We start from the raw sequence: 1,628 nt of genomic DNA, 5'->3' as shown, positions 1-1,628 counted from the left end.
GATCTTTTCGGATTCGCGGCGGGAGGCAATTCCCGCCTGTGACAGTATTTTCTGCAAACGCTCCTGCATTTTATCTCCCGGCAGGGTCACCCCCCACCTGATTGTTCGGCTGGTATCGCTCTTGAGCCCTTCACTCATACCATAGCAGCACCGACGACCGCAATCATTAAGGGGCCGTCGGCACCTCAAGCTGAACGGCCAGTGGAAGCTCGAGTCGCCGCGTCCACTCCGATCGTCCCGGCAGTGCGTTGATTCCCCCGGGATACATGCTAGCCTTGGTGGGGTGTCCGGGGGCCCTGCCACATCGGTAGCGGTCGAGAAAGGCGCCCTCGGAAAGGAGGCATCAAAATGGCTAAGATCAAAGGTATGGTCGTAAGGGTTGTCACGAAAAACATACCGGCTGCTGGAACGAAGGACCGTCTCTATGTCGGGGTCGTGGGATCGGGAGGCGGGAGCGAATACCCCCTGACCCCCGGAAACTTCGCGGCAGGACAGACGGTGAAATTAAGCTTCGGGGACGTGTGGGATGCCGCAGCCCTCGCGGGCTCTACACCGGCTACCGGAGGCGATGGCAGCAACGACCCGGAATACCGCGTCGTTGACCTGGATAAGATTCAGTATGTCTACATCAGGAAGTCGAGCAAGGCGACGGGCCCAGCGGACGATGAATGGAGGCTGGATGAAGTCGAGGTCGCTCTCTACGCAGCCGCTCCGCAGAAACGGACCTTCTTCAAAATGGAAGACATCTGGCTGGCCAATGAGAATGGCATGCAGGTGTGGCTCAAGGAAAGGGAGCCGTATCTCTACGTCTCACAGACTGCTGCCAACAAGATCCTGGTGATCGACACGACAAGCACTATGCCCTCGACGGTCGAGACAATAACCGCCGTGTCGCAGCCGGGGCCTCTGGTCCTTAACCATGACAAGAGCCGGCTTTACGTCGCGGGGTCGCAAGGCCTCTCCATAATAGACACCACGAAATCTCCCTTCACCGTGACAGCAACAGTGGCGGTCGGGGCTTCTCCGGCGTCAGTAGCTGTCGACCGTTACGGTAAAAAGGCCTTCGTCGCCTGCGGTCCGAGCGGCGACGCCACCATAAAAGTAGTCGATCTTACCGCGACCCCTCCCAGGGTGACCGGCTCCATCCCCCTGGTCGGGACAATGGTTGGGAATGGCTCTATAGCGACCACACCGACAGGATCTCTTGTCTTTGTCGCCGGAGGAGCAAAGCCCGAATATATCTCCGTCTTCGACACTCATGCCACGCCAACCCTCATCACAACTATTAACGGCGACCCCTTTTCGGCCGTCTTTATCTTAAGCAATCCTGAAGGGACGCGCTTATTCGCCGGCTTCGAGCGCAGGGGATTCGTGATCGACGCGACGGCTTCGCCCCCGGTAGTGGTGGGGCAATTCGCTGCCAATTCCCCCTACGGCGCTTTGAGCCCAGATGGGACCCGCATGTTGGTGAGCAGCGCAGAACCACCGCGCACTTACTTTGTATACGACGCCACGATAGTCCCGCCCCAGGGTATGACTTCCTTCTTGCCAGGGGAGCCCGCCATCCACCCTCCGGTAGGACTAATGTGTTACAGCCAGGACGGAACGAAAGTTTACGTCCTCAGCGA

At 58.7% G+C, this 1,628-nt stretch carries 1 protein-coding gene; it reads left to right on the top strand.

What is annotated here, in order from left to right; translation table 11 throughout:
* Positions 1-348 precede the first annotated feature (348 nt).
* The coding region (locus AC11W3_RS20595; RefSeq protein WP_484093679.1) for a YncE family protein at positions 349-1,628 on the top strand (1,280 nt) is incomplete at its 3' end.

The sequence above is a fragment of the Geomonas sp. genome, from assembly GCF_056994735.1.
This window is presented reverse-complemented; position numbering and strand designations above follow the sequence as displayed.